The sequence below is a fragment of the Limnobaculum eriocheiris genome, assembly GCF_021010575.1.
GTDB classification, from domain to species: domain Bacteria; phylum Pseudomonadota; class Gammaproteobacteria; order Enterobacterales; family Enterobacteriaceae; genus Limnobaculum; species Limnobaculum eriocheiris.
On the sequence record NZ_JAJNAG010000018.1, the window covers coordinates 15,297 to 40,233 of the forward strand.

General features: G+C 46.5%; 21 protein-coding genes, 2 pseudogenes and 2 other annotated features. Of the genes and pseudogenes, 8 read left to right on the forward strand and 15 right to left on the reverse strand.

What is annotated here, in order from left to right:
• Nucleotides 1-116 precede the first annotated feature (116 nt).
• From LPW36_RS09520 to yceD, 12 genes are all read right to left on the reverse strand, one after another.
• On the reverse strand, nucleotides 117-893 hold the full coding sequence (locus LPW36_RS09520) for a metal-dependent hydrolase (protein WP_230609442.1): 777 nt from the start codon (nucleotides 891-893) through the stop codon (nucleotides 117-119).
• Nucleotides 894-921: 28 nt separating this feature from the next.
• Nucleotides 922-1,899, reverse strand: a complete 978-nt coding sequence (gene holB / locus LPW36_RS17855; RefSeq protein ID WP_230609443.1) for a DNA polymerase III subunit delta' — start codon at nucleotides 1,897-1,899, stop codon at nucleotides 922-924.
• A complete protein-coding gene (gene tmk / locus LPW36_RS09530; protein ID WP_230609444.1) occupies nucleotides 1,896-2,531 on the reverse strand; it encodes a dTMP kinase in 636 nt (211 codons plus the stop codon). The genes holB and tmk overlap by 4 nt, the downstream gene beginning before the upstream one ends.
• Before the next feature lie 2 nt (nucleotides 2,532-2,533).
• Nucleotides 2,534-3,553 (reverse strand): endolytic transglycosylase MltG, encoded by a 1,020-nt coding sequence (gene mltG, locus LPW36_RS09535; protein ID WP_230609445.1) that lies wholly within the window; start codon nucleotides 3,551-3,553, stop codon nucleotides 2,534-2,536.
• A gap of 138 nt (nucleotides 3,554-3,691) precedes the next feature.
• Nucleotides 3,692-4,933 carry a beta-ketoacyl-ACP synthase II gene (fabF, locus tag LPW36_RS09540; RefSeq protein WP_230609447.1) on the reverse strand — a complete coding sequence of 414 codons (1,242 nt, stop codon included), beginning with the start codon at nucleotides 4,931-4,933 and terminating at the stop codon, nucleotides 3,692-3,694.
• An 83-nt stretch (nucleotides 4,934-5,016) separates the two neighbouring features.
• Nucleotides 5,017-5,253, reverse strand: coding sequence for an acyl carrier protein (gene acpP, locus LPW36_RS09545; RefSeq protein ID WP_029095374.1), 237 nt, complete (start codon nucleotides 5,251-5,253; stop codon nucleotides 5,017-5,019).
• A 152-nt stretch (nucleotides 5,254-5,405) separates the two neighbouring features.
• Nucleotides 5,406-6,140: a 3-oxoacyl-ACP reductase FabG gene (fabG, locus tag LPW36_RS09550; RefSeq protein ID WP_130591396.1), complete on the reverse strand. Its 735-nt coding sequence runs from the start codon at nucleotides 6,138-6,140 to the stop codon at nucleotides 5,406-5,408.
• A gap of 33 nt (nucleotides 6,141-6,173) precedes the next feature.
• On the reverse strand, nucleotides 6,174-7,103 hold the full coding sequence (gene fabD, locus LPW36_RS09555) for an ACP S-malonyltransferase (RefSeq protein ID WP_230609448.1): 930 nt from the start codon (nucleotides 7,101-7,103) through the stop codon (nucleotides 6,174-6,176).
• A 22-nt stretch (nucleotides 7,104-7,125) separates the two neighbouring features.
• The gene (locus LPW36_RS09560) at nucleotides 7,126-8,079 is read right to left on the reverse strand and encodes a beta-ketoacyl-ACP synthase III (RefSeq protein ID WP_230609449.1); all 954 of its coding nucleotides are present in this window, start codon (nucleotides 8,077-8,079) and stop codon (nucleotides 7,126-7,128) included.
• A gap of 6 nt (nucleotides 8,080-8,085) precedes the next feature.
• Nucleotides 8,086-9,114, reverse strand: coding sequence for a phosphate acyltransferase PlsX (gene plsX, locus LPW36_RS09565; RefSeq protein ID WP_230609450.1), 1,029 nt, complete (start codon nucleotides 9,112-9,114; stop codon nucleotides 8,086-8,088).
• A gap of 14 nt (nucleotides 9,115-9,128) precedes the next feature.
• The gene (gene rpmF, locus LPW36_RS09570) at nucleotides 9,129-9,299 is read right to left on the reverse strand and encodes a 50S ribosomal protein L32 (protein ID WP_108899505.1); all 171 of its coding nucleotides are present in this window, start codon (nucleotides 9,297-9,299) and stop codon (nucleotides 9,129-9,131) included.
• A 16-nt stretch (nucleotides 9,300-9,315) separates the two neighbouring features.
• Complete coding sequence (gene yceD, locus LPW36_RS09575; protein ID WP_230609451.1) at nucleotides 9,316-9,837, reverse strand: 23S rRNA accumulation protein YceD; 522 nt, start codon at nucleotides 9,835-9,837, stop codon at nucleotides 9,316-9,318.
• A gap of 385 nt (nucleotides 9,838-10,222) precedes the next feature.
• Between yceD and LPW36_RS09580 the strand changes: the two genes are divergently transcribed.
• Nucleotides 10,223-10,810 carry a Maf family protein gene (locus LPW36_RS09580; RefSeq protein ID WP_230609452.1) on the forward strand — a complete coding sequence of 196 codons (588 nt, stop codon included), beginning with the start codon at nucleotides 10,223-10,225 and terminating at the stop codon, nucleotides 10,808-10,810.
• A gap of 108 nt (nucleotides 10,811-10,918) precedes the next feature.
• On the opposite strand, the gene rluC is transcribed toward LPW36_RS09580, so the two are convergent.
• Nucleotides 10,919-11,875, reverse strand: coding sequence for a 23S rRNA pseudouridine(955/2504/2580) synthase RluC (gene rluC, locus LPW36_RS09585; protein ID WP_230609453.1), 957 nt, complete (start codon nucleotides 11,873-11,875; stop codon nucleotides 10,919-10,921).
• A 602-nt stretch (nucleotides 11,876-12,477) separates the two neighbouring features.
• On the opposite strand from rluC, the gene rne reads away from it, so the two are divergent.
• Nucleotides 12,478-15,756, forward strand: a complete 3,279-nt coding sequence (gene rne / locus LPW36_RS09590; RefSeq protein WP_230609454.1) for a ribonuclease E — start codon at nucleotides 12,478-12,480, stop codon at nucleotides 15,754-15,756.
• A gap of 80 nt (nucleotides 15,757-15,836) precedes the next feature.
• Here rne and LPW36_RS09595 read toward each other — a convergent pair whose 3' ends face one another.
• Both LPW36_RS09595 and dbpA read right to left on the reverse strand, forming a co-directional pair.
• Nucleotides 15,837-16,127 carry a putative quinol monooxygenase gene (locus tag LPW36_RS09595; protein WP_230609455.1) on the reverse strand — a complete coding sequence of 97 codons (291 nt, stop codon included), beginning with the start codon at nucleotides 16,125-16,127 and terminating at the stop codon, nucleotides 15,837-15,839.
• Nucleotides 16,128-16,164: 37 nt separating this feature from the next.
• On the reverse strand, nucleotides 16,165-17,550 hold the full coding sequence (gene dbpA, locus LPW36_RS09600) for an ATP-dependent RNA helicase DbpA (RefSeq protein ID WP_230609456.1): 1,386 nt from the start codon (nucleotides 17,548-17,550) through the stop codon (nucleotides 16,165-16,167).
• A 270-nt stretch (nucleotides 17,551-17,820) separates the two neighbouring features.
• Nucleotides 17,821-17,923 (forward strand) — a sequence feature (Trp leader region).
• Nucleotides 17,924-17,976: 53 nt separating this feature from the next.
• On the opposite strand from dbpA, the gene LPW36_RS09605 reads away from it, so the two are divergent.
• The 6 genes and pseudogenes from LPW36_RS09605 (at nucleotide 17,977) to trpA (ending at nucleotide 24,908) form a co-directional block, all read left to right on the forward strand.
• On the forward strand, nucleotides 17,977-19,539 hold the full coding sequence (locus tag LPW36_RS09605) for an anthranilate synthase component 1 (RefSeq protein WP_230609457.1): 1,563 nt from the start codon (nucleotides 17,977-17,979) through the stop codon (nucleotides 19,537-19,539).
• Nucleotides 19,539-20,108 (forward strand): annotated as a pseudogene (locus LPW36_RS09610) (glutamine amidotransferase-related protein); the annotation flags it as partial. The gene LPW36_RS09605 and the pseudogene LPW36_RS09610, both read left to right, overlap by 1 nt.
• A gap of 216 nt (nucleotides 20,109-20,324) precedes the next feature.
• Nucleotides 20,325-20,426 (forward strand) — a sequence feature (Trp leader region).
• 91 nt (nucleotides 20,427-20,517) lie between these two features.
• Nucleotides 20,518-21,513, forward strand: a pseudogene (gene trpD / locus LPW36_RS09615) (anthranilate phosphoribosyltransferase); the annotation flags it as partial.
• A 3-nt stretch (nucleotides 21,514-21,516) separates the two neighbouring features.
• Complete coding sequence (gene trpCF / locus LPW36_RS09620; protein ID WP_230609482.1) at nucleotides 21,517-22,878, forward strand: bifunctional indole-3-glycerol-phosphate synthase TrpC/phosphoribosylanthranilate isomerase TrpF; 1,362 nt, start codon at nucleotides 21,517-21,519, stop codon at nucleotides 22,876-22,878.
• A 33-nt stretch (nucleotides 22,879-22,911) separates the two neighbouring features.
• Complete coding sequence (gene trpB / locus LPW36_RS09625; protein ID WP_230609458.1) at nucleotides 22,912-24,102, forward strand: tryptophan synthase subunit beta; 1,191 nt, start codon at nucleotides 22,912-22,914, stop codon at nucleotides 24,100-24,102.
• Complete coding sequence (gene trpA / locus LPW36_RS09630; RefSeq protein ID WP_230609459.1) at nucleotides 24,102-24,908, forward strand: tryptophan synthase subunit alpha; 807 nt, start codon at nucleotides 24,102-24,104, stop codon at nucleotides 24,906-24,908. The genes trpB and trpA overlap by 1 nt, the downstream gene beginning before the upstream one ends.
• Nucleotides 24,909-24,937: the final 29 nt, after the last annotated feature.

Consider the following 24,937-nt stretch of genomic DNA (forward strand, 5'->3'; position numbering starts at 1 on the left):
ACAAAAAACCATATATATCAATAGATTATACATATATAAGAGCATAAATATTATTTTTTGAATGAAAAATAGCTACCGGACAGCGCTTTAACCGTTATCCGGCAATCCTTTGTAAGTTACAATGTAACTTTAAATAATTGACTAAAATTCTTCGTCGTGATTTCAGCAAACGTTTCCAGCTCAACCCGCTTCAACACGGCCAGATACTCCGCCACATCACGCACATACGCCGGTTGGTTCTCTTTGCCTCGGTGTGGTACCGGCGCCAGATAAGGCGAGTCAGTTTCAACCAGCATTCTGTCCAGAGGAACATAGCGTGCGGCTTCACGCAAAGCATCGGCATTACGGAAAGTAACAATGCCTGAGAATGAAATATAGAAGCCGATATCCAGTAGTTTTTTAGCGGTATCACAATCTTCGGTGAAACAGTGTAAAACACCGCCGCACTCATCCACCTTCTCTTCTTTTAAAATAGCCAGCGTATCGGTACGTGCATCACGCGTATGAACAATGACCGGCTTATTCAATTCCCGTCCTACCTGGATGTGCTGGCGAAAACAGTTTTGTTGTAGCGGAATATTATCTTTTTGATAATAATAATCCAGCCCTGTCTCTCCCAGCGCGATCACCCGAGGATCGTCAGCCAATGCCAGTAACTCCTCCTGTTGGTAAACTTCATCCAGATTTAATGGGTGAACGCCGCAGGATAAAAACACTTCATCGTGCCCGGCCACCATTTGTTTCAACTTTTTAAACCCGGGCAGCGTGGTAGACACCGCCAGACAGGCTTTAACATCACGCATTCTGGCCTGTTGAAGTACGCTGGCAAGGTCTGTGTGTAATCCGGCATAATCCAGACCATCAAGATGGCAATGTGAATCAACTAAATACATAGGAATATTAACTCATTAGAATAGACAATCAGGCCAGTAAACTATCTGCCTGATTGAGCATATTGGTCAGTAACAACTCTTTATTTACACCGGCAACGCTTAACAGCTCATATCGACAGCTTAACCAATCATGCGCCAGTTGATTAAACACTGAGGTTGAACCCATTGCCGCCAGTCGTTGAATTAACGGCATACCGTCCTGGTTAACCACAAAATTTGCCGCTCCCTGTTGGTATTTAACAACATCCAACAGCAAAGAGACGGCCCAGTGGATCCGCTCATCGGCATTATCATGATTAAGCTGTGGTAAAAGTGATAATAAGTCCCGTTGAGAAAATGCACTCTCCAGTCCCTGACACACCGCTTCCCTCTGTTTCCAGACCTCTGCGGTCAATAATTGCTGTGCTGCCAGAGGCGCGCCATGACTAAGTCGTAATGCCGTTCTCAGACTATCTGGCTGTCCGACATTTTGTCGGGATAACCACTCAATGCTAAATGCCTCACCAGGGCAACTCAACGTCCACAGTAAACAACGGCTACGTATGGTTGCCGGTATTTGCGAAATTTCATGGCTGGCTAATAAAAAATAGGTGCCTTCCGGCGGTTCTTCAAGGGTTTTTAATAAAGCGTTGGCGGCGGCTTCACTAAGCAGTTCAGATTGGGTAAACCAAACCGCTTTAACTCCACCTTGCTGCGCATGGTTATACAGAGTTTCTGTCAGTTGGCGTATTTGATCGACACCAATGGCTGTTTTCCCTTTTTCAGGTTCAACCACATGCCAGTCAGGATGAGTGCCGGCTTTCATCAAATTACAGTTATGGCAAACGCCGCAGGTTTTTTCCCCCTGAGGCGACGGACACATCAACCAACGCCCCAAAGCCTGAATTAACAGCTCATCACCACATCCCGGTACGGATTGCAGCAACAGTGCATGATGCTTACGATCGGAAGCATATTGAGCCACTAATTGTTTATAGGCTGGCGTTAACCAAGGGTACCAAATCACTTACGGCGCTCCAGCCAGTGATGCATCGCCGCTTGAATACTGGCGGTAACTTTTTCTAACGGCTGAGAGGCATCAATGGTCACAATAGCCGGATCCCCTTGCGCCAGTTCAAGGTAGCGTTGGCGGGTTCGTTCAAAAAATGCCAGCGACTCTTTCTCAATACGATCCAACTCACCGCGAGCTCTGGCGCGTTTTAATCCGGCTTCCGGGGGAATATCCAGATACAGCGTCAGGTCAGGACGAAAGTCTCCCAGTACGGTATCTCTCAGGGTTGTCATCAATTGATTATCGATTCCCCGGCCTCCACCCTGATAGGCTTGAGAAGAGAGATCGTGGCGATCGCCGACCACCCAATCTCCGCGACTTAACGCCGGTTTAATCACATTTTCAACCAGTTGAACGCGTGAGGTATACATCATCAAAAGCTCTGCCTTATCCGTCAGAACTTCGTCACCGACACCCTGCTTTACCAGTTCACGTAATTTTTCTGCCAGCGGTGTTCCGCCTGGCTCACGGGTAAAAACAATATTCTGAATACCGCTGTCGCGCAGCGCTTTAACTACGGTATCCCGGGCGGTCGTTTTACCTGCGCCTTCCAGCCCTTCAATAGCAATGAATTTACCTTTGGTCATGCCTATTTTCCTGCTCGTAGCGTCTTGAGATAAACCTGTACAGCCTGATTATGGCTGACCAGATTAGTGGTAAAGGTATGTCCGCCTTTACCATCTGCGACAAAATAGAGATATGGCGTTTTTGCCGGGTGGGCCGCCGCTTTTAGGGAAGCTAATCCCGGCATAGCAATTGGCGTTGGTGGTAAACGATCAATCACATAGGTGTTATACTCGGTCGCCGTAGTCAGGTCTTTACGGGTAATATTGCCGTTATACTGGTCGCCCATACCATAAATAACCGTTGGGTCAGTTTGTAACTTCATGCCAATGCGCATCCGGTTGATAAATACTGATGCAACCTTATCTCTTTCTGAGTCCAGCGCCGTCTCTTTCTCAATGATCGATGCCATAATCAGCATTTCATAGGGTGTCTTATAGGGAAGATTCTCTTCTCTACCTGCCCAAGCCTCATCAAGCGCGGTTTTCATTCGTGAATAAGCACGTTTCAACACCGCCAGATCGCTGGTTTCCGCCGTGTAGTTGTAAGTGTCAGGATAGAGCCAACCTTCCGGATGATCGGGATCCTGAATTCCCAATTTTTCCGCAATCTCTTTATTAGTTAAACCGTTCAACGTGTGCTGTAAAAAATTAGCGTCGGCTAGCTGAGGCATCCAGTCCTTCATCCGGGTACCTTCAATAAAGCGAATGGAGAACTGGGCTTCACGACCGGAGCGCAACAGCAGCAATAGCTGTTTTAACGTCATTCCGGGTGTAATCTGATAGGTACCGGCCTTAAATCCACCCAGTTCAGGTTGTACTCGCAGTAACCACGGGAAAGGCTTAATCTCATCGATCAGTTTTTTATCAACCAGCAACTGAGCCAGCCCAACCCGTCCGGTTCCGGCTGGCAGTGTAAAATAGGTTTCCTGCTCAATATTCAGCGGCGACTCTGCATATTTCTGTAGCCATTGATATCCGGCAAATATAGCGGCAACGCCGGCCAGTATCAGTATTGCAAAAATCCCTAAAATTTTTTTCTTCATTGCCCTGCCATTCCCTTCAAACGTGTTTCTGAAACGTTTTGGTCGTTTAACGAAATTATCCTGATTTTATAAGCAAAACGGCCCGGTGAATATACCAGGCCGTCTATTTACTCATTACAAAACTTATTTATTCTGGCATTACACTTTACGGAACAGTACTGAACCGTTTGTACCACCAAAACCAAATGAGTTACATAATACGTACTCCATTCCTTTTACCTGACGCGCTTCATGAGGAACGAAATCCAAATCACAACCTTCATCCGGGTTATCCAGATTGATGGTTGGCGGAATCGCCTGATCGCGTAAAGCAAGGATAGAGAAAATTGATTCGACTGCACCGGCAGCACCCAACAGGTGGCCTGTCATCGATTTAGTTGAGCTCACCAGTACACGCTTCGCATCTTGTTTGAAAATGGTTTTCACCGCCTGCGCTTCAGCTTTATCGCCTGCGTTAGTGGATGTTCCGTGTGCATTAACATAACCAACCTGTGACGGCGTCACATTAGCATCACGTAGCGCATTTTCCATCGCTAAGGCTGCTCCTGCACCATCTTCCGGTGGAGATGTCATATGATAAGCATCGCTGCTCATGCCAAAACCTACGATCTCAGCATAAATTTTTGCGCCACGCTTTTTGGCATGCTCATACTCTTCCAGCACCATAATACCGGCACCATCACCCAGAACGAAACCATCACGGTCTCTGTCCCACGGGCGACTTGCTGCCTGAGGATTATCGTTACGGGTAGATAATGCACGAGCCGCGCCAAAACCACCCACTCCCAGAGGAGTACTGGCTTTTTCACCGCCACCGGCCAGCATTACATCAGCATCGTTATGCGCGATAATTCTCGCCGCATGACCAATGTTATGCACGCCAGATGTACATGCCGTTGCGATAGAAATGCTTGGGCCTCTTAATCCATAAATAATGGACAGATGACCAGCAATCATATTCACAATGGTTGAAGGTACAAAGAATGGACTTACTTTACGTGGACCACCTGACATTAATGCGCTGTGGTTCTCTTCAATTAAGCCAAGGCCACCGATACCTGAACCGATAGCAGCACCAATACGTGGTGCATTTTCTGCTGTGACTTCAATACCGGAATCTTTCATGGCTTGAATGCCAGCAGCAATACCATATTGAATAAAAGGGTCCATTTTTCTGGCATCTTTGCGAGAAATGTACTCTTCACAGTCAAAACCTTTGACTAAACCAGCAAAACGCGTTGCGTAGGCGCTAGTATCGAAATGGTCTATTAGGCTGATACCACTCTGCCCGGCAAGGAGAGCCTTCCATGTAGTCTCTACAGTGTTGCCGACAGGGGATAACATGCCCATTCCAGTCACTACAACTCGACGCTTAGACACGTTGAATCCTCCAGAGGGGGAATGATTTGTATATGGAAATGAGAAAAACTTAGGCGGTCGAATGACCGCCTAGATATGTCTGATTACGCGTTAGCAGCAGTGATATAATCAATCGCTGCCTGAACAGTAGTAATCTTCTCTGCTTCTTCGTCTGGAATCTCAGTATCAAACTCTTCTTCCAGAGCCATAACCAGCTCTACGGTGTCAAGAGAATCAGCACCCAGGTCTTCTACGAAAGAAGCTGCGTTTTTGACTTCTTCTTCTTTAACACCCAGTTGTTCAATAATGATTTTCTTAACACGTTCTTCGATAGTGCTCATACTCTTAAATTTCCTATCAAAACTCGCTAACGCGATGGTTTTCGTAGTTTATTCAATGTTGAAAAAGATGCAACCAAATATCGGCTGGTCGAACCACAATTTTAAACTATTTAGCTAAATTTAGCGCAAATTGCTTAAAAAAAATGCGATCCTTAAAGCATATACATGCCACCATTCACATGTAAGGTTTCACCCGTAATATATCCAGCTTCATCAGAGGCCAAAAATGCAGCAGCGCTGGCTATCTCTTTTGCTTCGCCCAAGCGGTTAGCTGGGACTTGTGACAAAATGCCTGACCGTTGTTCATCTGTCAATGCACGCGTCATATCAGTTTCAATAAAACCTGGTGCAATAACATTGACAGTAATGCCTCTTGAGGCAACTTCACGCGCCAGCGACTTACTAAAACCAATAATACCAGCTTTAGCCGCAGCGTAGTTTGTCTGCCCTGCATTACCCATTGTACCAACAACTGAGCCAATAGTAATTATCCGACCATAACGTTTTTTCATCATCGCACGCATAACTGCTTTTGATAATCTGAAAACGGACGTCAGATTAGTGTCAATAATATCTTGCCACTCGTCATCTTTCATACGCATTAACAGGTTATCACGGGTAATACCCGCATTATTGATCAGAATGTCGATTTCACCAAATTCAGCACGAATAGTCTCAAGCACAGATTCAATAGATGCGGAATCAGTCACATTTAGCGCTAATCCTTTTCCATGAGTGCCCAGATATTCACTAATCGCTTCTGCCCCTTTTTCTGTCGTTGCCGTACCAATAACACGAGCCCCTTCAGAAACCAGTTTTTCAGCGATAGCTTTGCCGATACCCCGGCTTGCGCCAGTGACCAGTGCAATTTTTCCGTCTAACTTCATGCATTTCCCCTTTAGGATAAACTCGGTTCCGGCTTACAGTTCCAAAGCACTTTGTAAGCTGGCTGGATCGTTAACCGCAGCGGCTGACATCGTATCTACAATGCGCTTGGTTAATCCGGTTAAAACTTTTCCAGGGCCCATTTCCAACAGGAATGTCACCTGTTCTGTCGCCATTTGCTCAACGGTCTCGGTCCAGCGAACCGGGCTATACAATTGACGAACCAATGCGTTGCGAATCGCTTCGCCATCGGTTTCAGCTTTAACATCAACATTATTAATAACAGCAAGTTGTGGTGCGTTGAAGTTAACTGATTTCAATGCTTCAGCCAGTTTATCTGCTGCCGGCTTCATCAATGCACAGTGGGACGGTACGCTGACAGGTAATGGCAACGCACGTTTTGCACCGGCAGCCTTACAGGCTGCTCCGGCACGTTCAACGGCGTCTTTATTACCGGCAATCACGACCTGACCCGGTGAATTGAAGTTAACCGGAGAAACCACCTCTCCCTGGGCTGACTCTTCACAAGCTTTTGCGATAGCGTCATTATCCAGACCAATAATGGCATACATTGCACCAGTACCTTCAGGTACTGCGTCCTGCATCAGTTTACCGCGCAATTCAACCAGTTTAATGGCGTCTTTAAAGTCCAGAACGCCAGCACAAACCAGCGCTGAATATTCACCCAAACTGTGACCGGCTAATACCGCTGGCTGTTTGCCACCCTGCTGTTGCCAAACGCACCAGATAGCGACAGAGGCAGCCAACAGCGCAGGTTGAGTCTGCCATGTTTTATTTAATTCAGTTTCCGGCCCCTGCTGTACCAGTGACCAAAGATCGTAACCCAGCGCTTCAGAAGCCTGAGCAAATGTCTCCTGTACTACCGGAAACGTCTCAGCAAGCGTGGCTAACATACCAACGGTTTGTGAACCCTGTCCCGGAAATACGATTGCAAATTGACTCATATTGATTCTTCCAGATCCTGACTTAAAAACGAATTAGTGCTGAACCCCAGGTGAAACCGCCACCAAAGGCCTCAAGTATAATCAGATGACCACGCTGAATGCGCCCATCCCGAACTGCTTCATCCAATGCCGCAGGCACTGAAGCCGCCGAGGTATTACCATGACGATCGAGGGTAATAACCACTTTATCCATTTCCATACCCAGCTTTTTCGCAGTAGCGGAAATAATTCGGAAGTTAGCCTGATGCGGTACCAGCCAGTCCAGCTCAGATTTATCGATATTATTGGCTTCGAGGGTTTCATCAACAATGTGGGCCAGTTCAGTCACGGCCACTTTAAACACATCGTTACCCTGCATCGTCAGATAATCAGGCTTGGAAGGATCGACACGGTTGTGATTAGGTAACGTTAATAATTCACCATAACGCCCGTCAGCATGTAAATGGGTAGAAATGATCCCTGGTTCATCAGAAGCCCCTACCACAATCGCACCTGCACCATCACCAAACAGAATAATGGTACCGCGATCTTGCGGATCCAGCGTGCGGCTTAACGCATCAGAACCGATAACCAGAGCGGTTTTAACAAAGCCAGTTTTAACATACTGATCCGCTACGCTAATGGCATAGGCAAAACCAGCACAGGCGGCCGCAATATCAAATGCAGCGGCATCTTTAATGCCTAAATAGTTTTGAACTTCACAGGCAGCGCTGGGGAAAGCATTACTTGATGATGTGGTTGCAACAATAATCAACCCAATATCATCTTTATTGATCCCCGCCATTTCAATCGCTTTATCAGCGGCATGGCATGCCATGGTAGCAACGGTTTCATCCGGTGCGGCGATATGACGTTGACGAATCCCTGTACGGGAGACAATCCACTCATCTGTTGTATCTACCATCTGCTCTAGATCGGCATTGGTACGCACTTGTACAGGCAGGTAGCTGCCTGTACCGAGAATTTTTGTATACATGGACGATCATTCACTCTTAGGTAATACAGCCTGAAGGCGAGCTGCAATTTGCGTAGGAACCTGACGTTCCACGGCCTGCACTGCCTGTTCAATGGCTACGGTGAAAGCCTGTTGGTTTGCTGCTCCATGACTTTTAATCACGGAACTGCGTAATCCTAACAGACAGGCACCATTATATCGATCAGGATTTAAATGGCCGAAACGTTTGGAAAGACTCTTTTTAAACCAGTAACTGATTAATTTCATCCACCACAAACGCTTCCGCTTCCCTGATGACAGTAATGAAAGGAATACTCTGACTACGCCTTCCAGTGTCTTTAGCGTAACGTTACCGACAAAACCGTCGCATACTAACACATCCGTTTCGCCAGTCAGAAGATCGTTACCTTCAAGATAACCGATATAGTTTATCTGTTGAACATTCCTGAGTATAGCCGCAGCAGCCTGAATATTATCAAGGCCTTTGGTCTCCTCTTCACCGATATTCAACAGCGCCACACGAGGGTTGTTAATTTGCAGAATCTCTTCTGCCATTACTGCCCCCATCACGGCGAACTGAACCAGCATATCACTATCGCACTCAACGTTGGCACCTAAATCCAGTAACAACGTTTTACCCCCTTTCTGGTTTGGCAAGGCAGTGACCAGTGCCGGGCGTTCGATACCATCCAGAGGTTTAAGCATCATTTTGGCTAATCCCATCAACGCCCCGGTATTGCCGGCGCTAACGCAGGCCTGAGCTTCCCCCTCTTTTAACAGCTCCAGCGCAATACGCATCGAGGTGCCACGGCTATTACGAATAGCCTGAGAAGGTTTGGCATCATTTGCCACCATCAGTTCTGCGGGGATAAGTTGAAGCCGTTCAAGAACAGCCGAATCACATTGATTAAGATGTGGCTGAATATCGGATGGATTACCAACAAGCTTAATATTGAGTGCGGGATTAGAAGCCAATGCCTGCAAGGCTGCAGGCACTGTTACACAGGGACCGAAGTCCCCGCCCATAGCATCTAACGCAATGGTTAGACGAGACAAGGCATCACCAGTGATTATTTAGTGATAACCTTGCGGCCACGGTAGTAACCGTCAGCGGTGATGTGGTGACGCAGGTGAGTTTCACCTGAGACTTTATCCACAGATACTGCAGCTGTAGTCAATGCATCATGTGAACGACGCATGCCACGTCTTGAACGGGTACTTTTGTTCTGTTGTACGGCCATCGACCTTACTCCTCGGTTACTTTTGCTTTAAACTGGCTAATACGGCAAATGGATTTGGTTTTTCCGCCTCTGGCGGTAGTTCACCAAAAATCATGTCCGCTTCGGACACTTCACAGTGTTCATATTCATGGACCGGCGCTATTGGCAATGAAAGAATAAGTTCATCTTCAATGACTGCCAGCAGATTGATTTCGCCAAACTCATCGACTTCAATCGGCTCGTAGTCTGCCGGTAATGCTTCTGCCTGCTCATCATTCTTGACCGGGCTGAAACAATAGGTTGCGTGAATAGTGTAAGAAAAATTGCCATTACAACGCTGACACATCAAAGTTACCGGAACCCTGGCCTGCCCTGTAATCACAACCAATCGCTGATTATCGATATTAAATGATAATTCAGCTTCAACATCACCATCCACACTTACTACTGACTCTGCTAATCGCTGGGCCTGAGAGCCTGAATAGATACCTGAGTAATCCAGACTTTTCTGAGCCGTACGGAGCGGATCAATAGTTAAGGGTAATTTTACCTTTTGCATAGGGCGCGCATATTATCGTTGTCATGGCTGATAGTCAAAGGAAATGCACGCAAATAACGTGCTTTTAACGATCTCAGCTTTTTCGAGTGGGCATAGTTTAAAGCAGCCGGAGCGGTTTCGCTATTGTTTTAATAAAAATTAAATATATCTGAAAAATGAAGTTACTTATTAATTTATAAAAGAAAAACAGACTTAATTATCACCATGTAATAAATTGATAAGCTTTGTCAGACGCTTTAATTATTTTAATAACCATCGCATAGTGATTAATTAACCATCATATTTCATTAAAAAATAAATGTTCTCCCTATCCGATTATGACTAAGGGAAGAATTACCTTTATTATGTTGCTTCAACACGTCAATGCGTTTATACGATAAAAAATATGACAACACTCATTTTGGCCTCAACGTCACCCTACCGTCAGGCGCTATTGGAAAAGCTGGAACTTCCTTTTATCTGCATTGCACCTGAAGTGGATGAAACACCCCAGGTAAACGAATCTGCCGAAGCGCTGGTTCTCCGACTGGCAACCAGCAAAGCTAAAGCCGTGGCTAAAAATAATCCAGACAGTTTAATTATTGGTTCCGATCAGGTGTGCGTTTTAAATCAGCAAATTACCGGAAAACCCCTTAGCAGAGAAAATGCTATTGCTCAGTTAACTCAAGCCAGTGGACAATCTGTTACCTTCTATACCGGTCTTTGCTTATATAACAGCCACAGCCGAAAAGCAGAGGCCATATGTGAACCTTTTACCGTTTTTTTTCGCCATCTCAGTCAGGTAGAGATCGAAGCTTATATTGATAAAGAGCAGCCATGGTATTGCGCAGGAAGTTTTAAATCTGAAGGTTTAGGCATTACGCTGTTTGAACGCCTGGAGGGACGGGACCCGAATAGTCTGATTGGGCTTCCGTTAATTGCACTTAACCATATGCTGATAAAAAACGGGATGAACCCATTAAGCGGAAGTTAAAAGGCTCATTTCATTAAATAAGTAGTGACAACGTCACTATCATTGATTACTACAACCTGGTTATTTGCACTTTTGCGGTTCAGACAAAAGTGCAAATAACCAGGAAACTTAAGATTTTTGAGCCCGTAATACGATTAAACAGCGATGCAACGTTTTGTCCATCGGCGCTTCAACCCGCATGGTTTCCCCGGTTGACGGATGTTCAAACCGCAGGCTGGCTGCATGCAAAAACAGACGATTTAAACCGGTATGTTCAAGCTGCCGATCAAATTCCTGATCGCCATAGCGATCGTCAAAAGCAATAGGATGGCCCGCATGCAGAGTATGAACGCGAATCTGGTGAGTTCTTCCAGTTACCGGACTGGCCTTAACCAACGTAGAAAATTCAAATCGCTCTTCTACTTTAAAGCGCGTTTCTGACGGTTTTCCTTCTCCATCAACCCGCACTATTCGTTCACCACTCTGCAATACGTTCTTTAGCAAAGGTGCCTGCACCACTTTGCAATGGGATTGCCACTGGCCGCGAACCAGCGCCAGGTAATCTTTTTGCATGGTTTTCAAACGTAACTGCTCATGCAGCGAACGTAAAGCCGAACGTTTTTTGGCTACCATCAAAATACCGGAAGTTTCACGATCTAAGCGGTGTACCAGTTCAAGAAATTTAGCCTCTGGCCGAAGTGCTCTTAAACCTTCAATGACACCAAAGCTCAGGCCGCTTCCACCGTGAACCGCTGTTCCTGAAGGCTTATTCATCACCAGAATATGGTCGTCTTCATACAGAATACAGTGTTCCAGTACGGCAACTTTATCCAATTTGGCTGAAACGACGGATTCTTCCCGCTCGGCCACTCTAACCGGAGGAATTCGGATGATATCGCCGTCTTCCAGCTTATATTCCGGTTTAATACGCTTTTTATTTACGCGAACTTCACCTTTACGCAACACTCGATAAATCATGCTTTTCGGCACGCCTTTCAGCATAGTGCGCAAAAAGTTATCAATGCGTTGCCCTGCCGTATCAGCAGTAATGGTGACAGTTTGTACAGTTGGTTGATTTGTTTTCATAACGCTGATTCTAGCACGATCATTTTTTGCTAAATATGCCTTATTACTCTGTTTTAATGACTACACTTATCAATAGTGCTATTTGAGCTGAAAAATAAATAAGATACGTGTTGCCAATATGCTGTGGTATTCAGGCATGTAAGCCTCTGTCGGCGTTAACTTTAACACATTTTTTACATTATTACGTATCTGAGTAAAAGTCACCTTGCCATAATGCGGTTGGCAGTTGATAATGTGGCTGATTTTCTACCCTGACTCACTTTAAAGTGAAATAACAGGGAAAAAATGAAATTTGCAGATAGCTCAAGTAGTGCAGCAATGGCGTAAGACGCATTGAGTATCAGGCAATTAGCGAGCTACGGGTAGTGGCCTGGATAGTATAAAGGGACCCGATTTCCACAGATTTCAGGAACGGTTTTCCCCGATAAAAAGCGCTGTATTTCACAAAGAAATACAGGCTTACCGAGATAATGCGCCCCTGTGCAGGCGACAACCGTGAGGTTGACGATTTTGCGATAAGACTCGGGGCCGTCGGTTAACGCTGTCCATCAGTTCCTCTATGCGTAGACTCAATTGACAATGTAAAAAATGAGTACTGTTTAATGAAAAGAATGTTGATTAACGCAACTCAACAGGAAGAGTTGCGTGTAGCCTTAGTTGACGGGCAACGTCTATACGATCTGGATATTGAAAGTCCAGGACACGAGCAAAAGAAAGCAAACATCTATAAAGGTAAGATCACCCGCGTTGAACAAAGTCTTGAAGCGGCATTTGTCGACTACGGTGCAGAAAGACACGGTTTCCTCCCTTTCAAAGAAATTTCCCGCGAGTATTTTTCATCTAATTCTGCTTCTCAGGGTCGTCCTAACATTAAGGATGTACTACACGTCGGTCAGGAAGTGATTGTTCAGGTCGATAAAGAAGAACGTGGCAATAAAGGCGCAGCGCTGACAACGTTTATCAGCCTGGCCGGTAGTTATTTAGTTCTGATGCCCAATAACCCACGCGCCGGTGGTATTTCTCGCCGCATTGAGGGGGATGACCGTCAGGAGTTAAAAGAAGCGCTGGATTCATTAGAGATCCCTAACGGCATGGGCTTAATTGTCCGTACTGCCGGTGTAGGTAAATCAGCCGAAGCCTTACAGTGGGACCTCTCTTTCCGCCTAAAACACTGGGAAGCGATTAAAAAAGCGGCAGAAAGTCGCCCTGCTCCATTCCTGATTCATCAGGAGAGTAACGTTATTGTTCGCGCCTTCCGTGACTATTTACGTCCGGATATCGGTGAGATTTTGATCGACAACATCAAAATCCTCGATCTGGCTAAAGAACATATTGCCGCGTTAGGTCGCCCGGATTTCAGCAGCAAGATTAAGCCTTACACGGGTGAAATCCCGCTGTTTAGCCATTATCAAATTGAATCGCAGATTGAATCTGCATTCCAGCGTGAAGTACGCCTTCCGTCCGGTGGTTCAATTGTTATTGATACTACTGAAGCGTTAACCGCTATCGATATCAACTCCGCCCGTTCTACCCGCGGTGGCGATATTGAAGAAACCGCCTTTAATACCAATCTGGAAGCCGCAGATGAAATTGCCCGTCAGTTACGTCTGCGCGACCTGGGTGGTTTAATTGTTATCGACTTTATCGATATGACCCCAATTCGCCATCAGCGCGAAGTCGAAAACCGTTTACGCGATGCCGTTCGTCAGGACCGCGCCCGTATTCAGATTGGCCGTATCTCCCGTTTTGGCCTGCTGGAAATGTCCCGTCAGCGCCTGAGCCCTTCTCTGGGTGAGTCCAGCCATCACGTCTGTCCGCGCTGTAACGGTACCGGTACCGTGCGTGATAACGAGTCATTGTCTCTGTCCATTCTGCGCCTGATTGAAGAAGAAGCGCTGAAAGACAACACCAAAGAAGTTGATGCTATTGTTCCGGTGCAAATTGCCTCTTATCTGTTAAACGAAAAACGTGAATCAGTTAATGCGATTGAACGCCGTTCCGGTGGCAAAGTTCGCGTAGTGGTTGTTCCAAACGATCGTATGGAAACACCACATTACGAAGTTATCCGTAAAAAACCGGGCGAAGAGAGTAATGTGTTGAGTTACATGCTGCCGCAGTTGCATGAAACCGAAACTGAATCTGAAGAAGAGACAGTTCACGAACGTAAAATGCCGGAACAACCAGCATTAACCAGTTTCTCTATGCCAACAGAGTCCGCACCGGTTGAAGAGAAAAAAGCACCGGTTGCTGCTGCACCTGTAGCCAGCCAACCTGCCGGACCAGGTCTGTTCTCCCGTTTTGTTAGCGGATTAAAAAATCTGTTAGCACCGGCAGAAACCGTTGCCGCTCCGGTTGAAAAAACACCGGCTGAAAAATCATCCGGCAACCAACAGGATCGTCGCAATAATCGCCGTAACAACAATCGTAAAGATCGCAATAACGACCGCAACAATGATCGTAATAACGATCGTAACAGCGACCGTAGTGAGCGAAATGAACGTAATAGCGATCGTCAAAACCGCGATAACAATCAGGAATCACGTCGTAATAATCGTCAGGCAAACGCAGTATCACAAGATACAACTCAGGAAGCAGCGGCGACTACCCCTGCCCGTGATGAAAATCGTCGTGAAACTCGTGCTGAACGCCAACGTCGTCGTAACGAAGACAAGCGTCAACAGCAGCAGCAAGCTGTACAGGCAGAGCAAGTTGAATCCATTGTAGAAGCTGAAGTTTCCGCAGAGGAAGAAAAACCGGCTCAGGCACCTGCCCAGCGTCGCCAGCGTCGCCAAATGAATCAAAAGGTTCGTGTTGCGGTGCAAAACGATCAAACGGCTGAGAACGTTGCCCCCGTTGCTGTGGTCAAAACAGCTGTTGCTCCGGTAGAAGAAATTAAGTTACTGCCTCTGCCAGTCGCTATCAGTGAAAACTTTGTGGCGCCAACGGCTGATGAAACCGATGGAGAGAAAAACGGTTATAACAACGCAACCGACAGTAATGGTATGCCGCGTCGTTCCCGCCGCTCCCCTCGCCATCTGCGCGTGAGCGGTCAACGTCGTCGTCGTTATCGCGACGAGAAATATCCAGCAGTCTCTCCAATGCCATTAACGCTGGCGGTCGCTTCACCGGAAATGGCTTCTGGTAAAGTTTGCATTAATTATGCAGCGCTGGCCGCAGAACAAACCAAAGTGTTTGAGCCAGTTGAAGCACTGGAAGCCGCTAATAACCAGCCAACAGAAGTCGTTACTGCGGCTGTTGAAGCGCCGGTAGCCATGGTTGAGACAGTAGTAGAATCTCAAATCGTTGCGTCAGCACCTGTTGTTGAACCTGCCGGTGAGCCAGTGATTGCGGTAAACTATATTGCTGAAAGCGACGATCAATCTGTTCCTGAAACCGAACTGGTTGTTACTCCATCAGTAGAAACCGTATGGCATGTTGCAACGCCTGCGCCTCTTGAGATAGCACCGATTGAAACACCAAAAACACGGAAGAGTAAATCAGTACCGGTACCTGAAGCGATTTCTGGTGGCAGTTCATCTGCACCGGCAGCTTCTCCGACATTCCGGGCTGAACCTGAAGTGATGGTGGCAGAAGTGATTCAGACGGTCGTTGAAGTTGAAGCACCAGTGGTTGAAACCATCAATACTGAATCGGTAGAAAAGAAAGCGACCAGCGTTGCCAGCTCTCCAGCCTTTAAACCTGTGATGCCAGAATTAGAAACCGCTGAAGCAGAAAAAGCGCCTGCGGTTCCACAGGCTAAACCTGAAGAAGCGCCAGTAGTCGCTAAAGCAGAGGCTGCTACCAAGCCTTCTGCCGGTGGTCATGCTGCCACTAACTATGCCAGTGCGCCTGCGGCACGACCGGCTCCAATTGATGATTAATCAATGGTGATATAGCAAAAACAAAAAACCCGCATAATGAGGTCAATCCATAATGCGGGTTTTTTGTTACTACGAAGAAATTAATAAACTTTTGACATCAAATTAATCGTCAGTGATTCGATTTTGCCTTTAGCGAATTGACCAAAAGATACAAAATGAGGCGATTTACTATGAATATCCAGTATTTCTTGCGATGCCCAACGTTCTATAAACACATAAACCAGTGGATTTTGATTGTCCTGATGCAAATCATATTGCAGACATCCCTCTTCAGCTCTGCTGCTATCGACCAGTTTTTTTAGTGCATCCATTAAAGGAGCCTGAAAATCCGCTTTAATAGTCAGTGTTGCAACAATAGTTATTTCGCTCATTTAAGATCCTTAGCCTTTTCATGTCATAACAATAAAATTATTTGATTAACCACACCCGACAATTTTTGCCTTTAATTTTTCCATTACGCAATTGTTCAAGGGCAAATCTGGCACGTTGGCGGCGAATAGCCACATAAGCCTGGGTATCAAAGATAGCAATCTTACCAACATCAGCAGCAGTTAAGCCCGCATCACCGGTCAATGCACCAAGAATATCTCCAGGGCGAACTTTGGCTTTACGCCCGCCATCAATGCTTAACGTCAGCATATTCGACACTACCGGTTGAATATCGCTATGATTAAAACGCTCCGCCTGTTTCCACTCTAACTGTTCCGAGAGATAGTCTTCAATAGCATGGGCGCGCTGTAACTCATTAAGCGTACAAAAACTAATGGCCATTCCCTGAGCACCGGCTCTACCTGTTCGGCCAATGCGGTGAACATAGACTTCAGGATCAAAAGGTAACTCAAAGTTAACCACTAATGGAAGATCCTTAATATCCAGCCCTCTGGCTGCCACATCCGTTGCCACCAGTACCCGACAACTTTGATTGGCAAATTGAACCAGTACTCGTTCCCTATCACGCTGTTCTAAATCACCATGCAACGCCAGCACGCTACTACCGGAAGCACTTAGCGTTTCAGCTATCTCCTGACAGTCTCGTTTAGTGTTGGTAAAAACCACACAGGATTCAGGCTGGCTGCCCGAGAGAATTTTCTGCAACAGGCTAATTCGCTGTTGTGCAGTAACTTCAATAAACTGCTGTTCAATATGAATCCGGTCATCTGCCGATTCAATAATAATTCGCTGAGGGGAACGCTGAACCCGTTCACTCATCTTTTCAATATCGGTAGGATAGGTTGCAGAAAACAACAAGGTCTGACGCTGAGATGGCGTATGGCTGATAATATCATTCACTTCGTCAGAAAAGCCCATATCCAGCATTCTGTCAGCTTCATCCAGCACCAGAATATTCAGGTCGTTCAGGGTCAGATTTCCTTTGCGTAAATGGTCCTGAATTCGTCCCGGAGTACCCACAATAATATGGGCCGGGTGCGCTAACGAATCGACCTGTGCTCCCATTGGTTGACCACCGCACAACGTCAGCACTTTGATATTAGCAATAGCGCGCGCCAGACGTCGAAGCTCTTTACTTACCTGATCCGCCAGTTCTCTGGTGGGGCAAAGTATTAGTGCCTGAGTGCGATAAGCATCAACCTGAATGGCGGACAGCAGCCCGATACCAAACGCAGCAGTCTTTCCGCTACCGGTTTTTGCCTGTGCTACTACATCCTTTCCTTGCAGAATAACAGGCAATGCTGCGGCTTGAATTGAAGTCATTTGGGCATAACCCTGCTCATGCAGGTTATCAATTAGCGCTTTATCCAGCGGCAATTCAGAAAAGGATAATGTTGTACTCACAGGAAACTCTTTAGCAGAAAGTGAACGGACTGGTTCAGACCAGACGAGAGGCTGATATTATCAGATTTTTTGTCTTATTGATGCTTATAACTTGCCTTAATAAAACACATTAAATTATCCTCCGATAACCAACCTCTTTTAAATCATTCAGAATAATTTTCATTTTTCTCTGTAAAGCAGTTGACAGCTTTTATTAAATCCAGTTTACTAGTACGCAAGACCAACGAATTTATACAGGCAACTATCATGATGACATATCCTATTGTACTGACAGGCTGGTGGCGAGACTTCCCTTAGCGGGCGGCCTACTTGCACCATATTGTTATCTGATAGAGCAAATAGCCAGGAGCCCGCAAACTGCGGGCTTTTTTATTGCCTGAGCATCAAAAGATAACCAACAGAAACTAACTAATACTGGCGTACAACATGCAAACACAGAAACCAACAATGCAATTATTAACCGCAGAGACGCCATACCGTGACGATCCTACGGCTATTTTTACCCAGTTCTGTAATCATCGCCCGTCAACCTTGCTGCTTGAATCTGCTGAAGTTGACAGTAAGCAAAATCTAAAAAGCCTGTTGGTGATTGATAGCGCACTGCGGATTACGGCTGAAGGCCGCCGGGTTACGTTTCGGGCATTGACAGAAAATGGTAATGCGCTGTTAACCCTATTGGATCAGCAGTTACCAAAAGAGGTGGAGAACCGTATCGGTTCCGGACAGCGCGAACTGATCTATCCTGTTATTGATGCAGTACAGGACGAAGATGCCCGGTTAAAGTCCATCTCGGTTTTTGACTCATTACGCCAGTTACTGAATCTGGTTAATGTTCCTCAGGACCAGCGAGAAGCCATGTTCTTAGGCGGCCTGTTTGCTTACGATCTGGTAGCCGGTTTTGAAAATCTTCCTGCGCTGGAAAGCGATCGTCGTTGTCCTGATTTCTGTTTTTATCTGGCTGAAACCTTACTGATTCTCGATCATCAGAATGGTGTTTCCCGCCTTCAGGCCAGCCTGTTTACGCCGGACTATGCTGAACAACAACGACTAAAATTACGGCTGATTGAAATTCAGCAGCAGTTACGAGCCCCTGCATCTCCGGTAACGGCACCGGCTCTTGGTAGTATGCAATTGAATTGCGATCGCAGTGATGAAGAGTACGGCAACATTGTCCGCGAGTTACAACAATCTATTCGCTGCGGTGATATTTTTCAGGTAGTACCTTCACGTCGTTTCACTTTACCTTGCCCTTCTCCACTGGCCGCTTACCAAACCCTGAAAGAGAGCAACCCCAGCCCTTATATGTTCTTTATGCAGGATGAAGAGTTCTCTCTGTTTGGTGCTTCCCCGGAGAGTGCGCTGAAATATGACGCCGATAGCCGTCAAATTGAAATCTATCCCATTGCCGGTACACGCCCGCGTGGACGCAGGGCTGACGGTTCGCTGGATAAAGATCTGGATAGTCGAATAGAACTGGATATGCGTACCGATCATAAAGAACTGGCTGAACATATTATGTTGGTCGATTTAGCGCGTAACGACCTGGCTCGTATATGTGAAGCCGGTAGCCGTTACGTCGCCGATTTAACTCAGGTCGACCGCTATTCTTTTGTAATGCATTTGGTTTCGCGAGTAGTGGGCAAACTAAGAAAGGATCTCGATGCCCTGCACGCCTATCAAGCCTGTATGAATATGGGAACCTTAAGCGGCGCACCTAAAGTGCGCGCAATGCAACTGATTGCTCAATATGAAGGGGTTCGTCGCGGCAGCTATGGTGGCGCCGTTGGTTATTTAACCGCCCATGGCGATCTGGATACTTGTATTGTTATTCGTTCCGCCTATGTTGAGGACGGTATTGCAACTATTCAGGCAGGAGCCGGTGTTGTGTTGGACTCCAATCCACAATCAGAAGCAGATGAAACCCGCAATAAAGCCAGAGCCGTTCTGCGAGCTATTGCCAGTGCCCATCAGGTTAAGGAGATTTTCTAATGGCAGATATCCTATTGCTCGACAACATTGACTCCTTTACCTATAACCTGGTGGACCAACTGCGTGCCAACGGTCATCAGGTCACCATTTATCGCAATCAACTGCCTGCCAGTATGATTATTCAACAAATTGAACGGATGGATAATCCGGTACTGATGCTATCACCGGGACCGGGTAAACCATCAGAAGCGGGCTGTATGCCGGAATTACTTTCTGCACTGCTTGGCAAGCTGCCGATTATTGGTATCTGTCTGGGACATCAGGCTATCGTTGAGGCCTATGGCGGTGTTGTTGGTCAGGCCGGTGAGATTCTGCATGGTAAATCATCACCAGTAACCCATGATGGAATGGCCATGTTTGAGGGATTACCATCCCCACTGCCCGTTGCCCGTTATCACTCTCTGGTGGGTACTGAGATTCCTTCAGAACTCACGGTGAATGCTCATTTTAATCAAATGGTGATGGCCGTCCGCCACGATCGCCACCGTGTATGTGGCTTCCAGTTCCATCCTGAATCTATTTTAACCACTCAGGGAGCGCGTCTGTTAAACCAGACACTGGAATGGGCCTTGTCCTGATAGTGATTAACTTAATGATAAATAGATGAATTTAATTTTATTGCTTGTCAAAAAAATTAAGCGGCTAAAAAAACAAAAATATTTCTATTTTTCTATACTAAAGATATTGACAGTGACACACAAAACTAGTTTACTAGTACATAGATACAATAATAACAAACATAACGACATAAAGGTAATATCATGATGACATTAAATATTTTAGTAAATCGTTGGTGGCGACTCCTCCCTTAGCGGGCGGTTTACTTGCACCAATTTGTCATCTGATAAAGCAAATAGCCAAAGCCCGCAAAATGCGGGTTTTTTTATGGACGCTTTTCACCAACCGATAAGCATCCTGGCAAAGCAACAAAATCTCATAAAAACGGCGAACACGAAAATGCAAACACAAGACATGATGCAATCAATTCTAAATAAATTATTTCGTGCCGAATCATTAACTCAGCAGGAAAGCCAAACGCTTTTTAGCGGCATTGCACATGGAGAATTAGAGCCTTCACAACTGGCTGCGGTACTTATCAGCATGAAAATTCGCGGGGAGACGCCTGATGAAATCGCCGGTGCGGCAAACGCGTTCTTAGCTGATGCCATGCCCTTCCCACGTCCGGATTACGATTTTGCCGATATCGTAGGTACCGGTGGTGATGGCACTAACAGCATCAATATTTCGACCGCCAGTGCATTTGTTGCCGCCGCTTGCGGTATTAAAATTGCCAAGCATGGTAACCGCAGCGTCTCCAGCCGTTCAGGATCGTCTGACCTGCTGGCAGCTATGGGTATTAAGCTTGACTTACCCGCTGATATTTCCCGTCAGGCGTTAGATGAAGTGGGCGTCTGTTTTCTGTTTGCACCTCAATATCATTCCGGCTTTCGCCACGCCATGCCGGTTCGTCAGCAGTTAAAAACCCGTACTCTGTTTAACGTATTAGGCCCGTTAATTAACCCGGCTCGCCCGAAAAAAGCCCTGATTGGTGTTTATAGCCCTGAGCTGGTACGCCCTATCGCCGAAACGCTAAAAGTTCTGGGTTACCAACAGGCTGCGGTAGTTCACGGCGGCGGTATGGATGAAGTCGCCATCCATGCTCCAACTCAGGTTGCCGAGCTGCGTGACGGTGAAATCGTATGTTATCAGTTAACCAATCAGGATTTTGGTCTTAACCAGTATCAACTGTCCGACCTTGAAGGCGGTACACCGGAAGAAAACCGTGACATTTTGTCCCTCTTGTTACAAGGTAAAGGTGAAATTGCCCATGCGTCTGCTGTAGCTGCAAATGTAGCATTACTAATGAGATTATTTGGGCAGGAAAATCTGCGTACTAATGCGCAACAGGCAATGGATGTGATTTCTAGTGGTATCGCCTTCGATAGAGTGCAGGCACTGGCGGCAAGAGGATAAATGATGCAAGAAACCGTATTAACGCGCATTGTTCGTGATAAGCAAGTTTGGGTCGCAGAACGTCGTCAAAAACAGCCGCTGGAAAGCTTTCGTCATAAAGTAATCCCCAGCGAACGTAACTTCTATCAGGCATTAACCCGTGATCACAGCGTATTTATTCTGGAATGTAAAAAGGCATCCCCATCAAAGGGGGTGATTCGTCAACATTTTGATCCACGAGCTATTGCCGAAAGTTATCGTGATTTTGCCTCAGTGATTTCTGTATTAACCGATGAGAAATACTTTCAGGGCAACTTTGATTATCTGACGCTGGTTAGCCATCAGGTTCATCAACCGGTGTTGTGTAAAGATTTTATTATTGATGAATATCAGATCTATCTGGCCCGTTTCTACCATGCGGATGCTGTTCTGCTGATGCTTTCAGTGCTGGATGATGAACAATATATCGCACTGGCCGCCGTTGCTCACGCCCTCAACATGGGCGTGCTGACAGAAGCCAGTAATGAAAGCGAGCTACAACGGGCCATTGCATTACAGGCCCGGGTCGTTGGTATTAATAATCGGGATTTACGTGACCTCTCTATCGATCTGAATCGTACCCGTACCATGGCACCACAATTGCCTGAATCCACCATTGTTATCAGTGAATCCGGTATTCATAACTACCAGCAGGTACGTGAACTTAGTCAATACGCTAATGGTTTCCTTATTGGTAGCGCACTGATGTCCGAAGAGAATCTGGATCTGGCTATTCGCCGCGTTCTTTTCGGTGCCAACAAGGTATGTGGATTGACCCAACCAGAAGATGCCGCCGCCGCTTATCGCGCCGGTGCCGTATACGGCGGCCTGATTTTTGTTGGTAAATCACCACGCTATATTGATTTGGCTCAGGCTCAAAAAGTCACTGCCGCTGCCCCGTTAAACTGGGTTGGTGTATTCAGTAATGCCAAAGCCGATACCATTTGTCTGGCGGCTGAACGGCTTAATCTCTCTGCGGTTCAACTGCACGGCAGCGAAGATAGCGATTATATTCATAACTTACGCTCTCGCCTGCCGGCAAATTGCCTGATCTGGAAAGCTCAATCAGTTGATGGTCAGTTACCTGAACTGAATCACCCTCAGGTTGATTGCTATCTGTTGGATAACGGTGCGGGTGGTACCGGACAGACTTTTGACTGGCAAGTATTACAGGGGCATGAACTGGGCAATGTAATGGTAGCCGGAGGATTAAACCCGGGTAATACCGCAGCAGCGGCCGAACTGGGCTGTCAGGGGCTGGATTTTAACTCCGGAGTGGAAAGCCAGCCAGGTCATAAAGACATTACCAAAATCAACGCGGTATTTAGCATACTACGCAACTATTAATAATGACAAAAGTGGAAGACTAAGGGATATAACATGACATTACTTAACCCCTATTTCGGCGAGTTTGGCGGGATGTATGTACCTCAAATCCTGATGCCCGCATTACAGCAACTGGAAGAGGCTTTCGTCAGTGCTCAACGGGATCCGGCATTTCATGCTGAATTTCAGGATTTATTGAGAAACTATGCGGGTCGTCCAACGCCGTTAACCTTATGCCGCAATCTGACGGCGGGAAGCAAAACCAAGCTGTATCTGAAACGCGAAGATTTACTGCACGGTGGTGCCCATAAAACTAACCAGGTGTTAGGTCAGGCGCTGTTAGCAAAACGCATGGGTAAAACCGAAATCATCGCAGAAACCGGGGCTGGTCAGCATGGGGTTGCAGCCGCATTAGCCAGTGCGTTACTGGGTTTAAAATGCCGGATTTATATGGGGGCTAAAGACGTTGAGCGTCAGTCACCTAACGTTTTCAGAATGCGTCTGATGGGCGCTGAAGTTATTCCTGTTCACAGCGGTTCTTCCACCCTAAAAGATGCCTGTAATGAGGCGCTGCGTGACTGGTCTGGTAATTATGATACCGCTCACTATCTGTTAGGTACGGCGGCAGGCCCACATCCATTCCCAACGATTGTACGTGAGTTCCAGCGTATGATTGGTGAAGAAACCAAAGAACAAATGAAAGATCGTGAAAATTGCCTGCCGGACGCAGTTATTGCCTGTATTGGTGGTGGCTCTAATGCTATTGGTATGTTTGCCGATTTCATTGAAGAATCCAGCGTGCGTTTGATTGGCGTAGAACCCGCCGGATTAGGCATAGAATCAGGCCAGCACGGGGCACCATTAAAACATGGTCGCGTTGGTATCTACTTTGGTATGAAATCACCAATGATGCAAACCAGCGAAGGTCAGATTGAAGAGTCTTACTCTATTTCTGCCGGCCTTGATTTCCCTTCTGTTGGACCACAACATGCTCACCTGAATAGTATTGGTCGCGCTGAATATGTTTCTATTACGGATGATGAAGCGCTGGATGCCTTTAAGCAACTATCCCGCCATGAGGGTATTATCCCTGCACTGGAGTCTTCTCATGCCCTGGCTTACGCCTTAAAAATGATTGCTGCAGAACCGGAAAAGGAACAAATTCTGGTGGTCAATCTGTCTGGTCGTGGTGATAAAGACATTTTTACAGTTCATGATATTTTAAAAGCGCGGGGAGAAATCTGATGGATCGTTATCAACAACTATTTGAACGCCTGAATGCCGACAATCAGGGCGCTTTTGTTCCTTTTGTGACTTTGGGGGATCCAAACCCGGAGCTCTCTCTGGAAATTATTGATACTTTAGTTGCCGCAGGCGCTGATGCGCTGGAGCTGGGTATTCCGTTCTCCGATCCACTGGCAGACGGCCCAACCATTCAAAGCGCCACCCTGCGTGCTTTCGCCTCAGGAGTGACGCCGTCACTTTGTTTTGAATTATTAGGCAAAGTCCGGGCAAAACATCCTGATATTCCCATTGGTTTACTGATGTACGCCAATCAGGTGTTTAGCCGTGGTATTGATGAGTTTTATGCACAGTGTGCAAAAGTAGGCGTCGATTCCGTTCTGGTGGCCGATGTTCCACTGGAAGAGTCACAACCATTCCGTCTGGCGGCTCAACGTTATAACATTGCGCCAATCTTTATTTGTCCACCTAATGCAGATGACGAACTGTTACGTCAAATCGCGACTCATGGCCGTGGATACACCTACCTGCTCTCCCGTGCTGGCGTCACCGGTACAGAGAACAAAGCACATCTACCTCTTGAGCATCTGGTTGCCAAACTGAAAGAGTATAATGCCGCACCGCTTATCCAGGGCTTTGGCATCTCAGAACCTTCACAGGTAAAAGCCGCCCTAACCAGCGGAGCCGCTGGTGCCATCTCCGGTTCAGCCATTGTGAAGATTATCGAGCAAAGCCACCAACAGCCGAAAATCATGCTGGAAAAACTGGCGGAGTTTGTTAAAGGAATGAAGGCAGCGACGAAACGCTAATCAGTGTGTTATATCTTATAACAGGCCCG

Excerpts from the sequence above, each read along its gene's own strand:
- rpmF (WP_108899505.1), bottom strand. The coding sequence starts at position 9,299 with ATGGCCGTACAACAGAACAAAAGTACCCGTTCAAGACGTGGCATGCGT.
- LPW36_RS09580 (WP_230609452.1), top strand. The coding sequence starts at position 10,223 with ATGACAACACTCATTTTGGCCTCAACGTCACCCTACCGTCAGGCGCTA.
- yceD (WP_230609451.1), bottom strand. The coding sequence starts at position 9,837 with ATGCAAAAGGTAAAATTACCCTTAACTATTGATCCGCTCCGTACGGCT.
- mltG (WP_230609445.1), bottom strand. The coding sequence starts at position 3,553 with ATGAAGAAAAAAATTTTAGGGATTTTTGCAATACTGATACTGGCCGGC.
- LPW36_RS09560 (WP_230609449.1), bottom strand. The coding sequence starts at position 8,079 with ATGTATACAAAAATTCTCGGTACAGGCAGCTACCTGCCTGTACAAGTG.
- LPW36_RS09520 (WP_230609442.1), bottom strand. The coding sequence starts at position 893 with ATGTATTTAGTTGATTCACATTGCCATCTTGATGGTCTGGATTATGCC.
- tmk (WP_230609444.1), bottom strand. The coding sequence starts at position 2,531 with ATGACCAAAGGTAAATTCATTGCTATTGAAGGGCTGGAAGGCGCAGGT.
- trpB (WP_230609458.1), top strand. The coding sequence starts at position 22,912 with ATGACATTACTTAACCCCTATTTCGGCGAGTTTGGCGGGATGTATGTA.
- acpP (WP_029095374.1), bottom strand. The coding sequence starts at position 5,253 with ATGAGCACTATCGAAGAACGTGTTAAGAAAATCATTATTGAACAACTG.
- LPW36_RS09605 (WP_230609457.1), top strand. The coding sequence starts at position 17,977 with ATGCAAACACAGAAACCAACAATGCAATTATTAACCGCAGAGACGCCA.
- LPW36_RS09595 (WP_230609455.1), bottom strand. The coding sequence starts at position 16,127 with ATGAGCGAAATAACTATTGTTGCAACACTGACTATTAAAGCGGATTTT.
- fabG (WP_130591396.1), bottom strand. The coding sequence starts at position 6,140 with ATGAAGTTAGACGGAAAAATTGCACTGGTCACTGGCGCAAGCCGGGGT.
- rluC (WP_230609453.1), bottom strand. The coding sequence starts at position 11,875 with ATGAAAACAAATCAACCAACTGTACAAACTGTCACCATTACTGCTGAT.
- rne (WP_230609454.1), top strand. The coding sequence starts at position 12,478 with ATGAAAAGAATGTTGATTAACGCAACTCAACAGGAAGAGTTGCGTGTA.
- trpCF (WP_230609482.1), top strand. The coding sequence starts at position 21,517 with ATGCAAGAAACCGTATTAACGCGCATTGTTCGTGATAAGCAAGTTTGG.
- trpA (WP_230609459.1), top strand. The coding sequence starts at position 24,102 with ATGGATCGTTATCAACAACTATTTGAACGCCTGAATGCCGACAATCAG.
- fabD (WP_230609448.1), bottom strand. The coding sequence starts at position 7,103 with ATGAGTCAATTTGCAATCGTATTTCCGGGACAGGGTTCACAAACCGTT.